The organism is Aeromonas sp. S2(2024) (assembly GCF_041402505.1).
GTDB classification, from domain to species: domain Bacteria; phylum Pseudomonadota; class Gammaproteobacteria; order Enterobacterales; family Aeromonadaceae; genus Aeromonas; species Aeromonas media.
Window position 1 is genome coordinate 1 of the sequence record NZ_JBGLRL010000057.1, and the last position, 663, is coordinate 663.

1 tRNA gene and 2 rRNA genes are annotated in these 663 nt (G+C 47.5%); all 3 read right to left on the reverse strand.

The features are described 5' to 3' along the window. A 23S ribosomal RNA gene (locus ACB039_RS20895) occupies positions 1–90 on the reverse strand; the annotation flags it as partial. A 237-nt stretch (positions 91–327) separates the two neighbouring features. Beyond that, positions 328–403 (reverse strand) — tRNA-Glu (locus tag ACB039_RS20900). Between the two features lie 199 nt (positions 404–602). Continuing rightward, positions 603–663, reverse strand: a 16S ribosomal RNA gene (locus tag ACB039_RS20905); the annotation flags it as partial.

A 663-nucleotide genomic window follows, 5' to 3' on the forward strand; every position in this document is an offset into this window, starting at 1 on the left:
ACCGACTTCTCACAGCTTATCGCAGGTTAGTACGTCCTTCATCGCCTCTGACTGCCAAGGCATCCACCATGTACGCTTAGTCACTTAACCATACAACCCCAAGAAGTGTCGTCGAAACGACGCGACTTGTTGTTGTACAACAAGGACCAAAATAAATTTTGGTTTTCGCCAAGAAGTTTCCAAAGCACTTGTAACAAATGTTTGAGAACTACTTTTTAAATCAGCTTTCCAGATTGTTAAAGAGCATGTTTGCAACGGCGCAAGGCCGAAGAAAACAGAGTTAAGAATCAGTTCTTAACTCTGCATTCTTGTTAGCAAGAAGAGAAGTGGCGTCCCCTAGGGGATTCGAACCCCTGTTACCGCCGTGAAAGGGCGGTGTCCTAGGCCTCTAGACGAAGGGGACCCGGATTTGTCTTTGCGCTTGCGCGCAGGTGATTGGGTAACGGCTTGCGCCATTATTCACATCCCAACACCCAACAAAAGGGCTTCTCTCGTTTGGCTTTCACCAAACAAGCACTGACGCTTGCGCATCAGGTCTTTGCTCTAACTACTTTGAATCAAGGCAATCTGTGTGAACACTCAACAACTTCGACATCTTAAGGTAAGGAGGTGATCCAACCCCAGGTTCCCCTAGGGTTACCTTGTTACGACTTCACCCCAGTC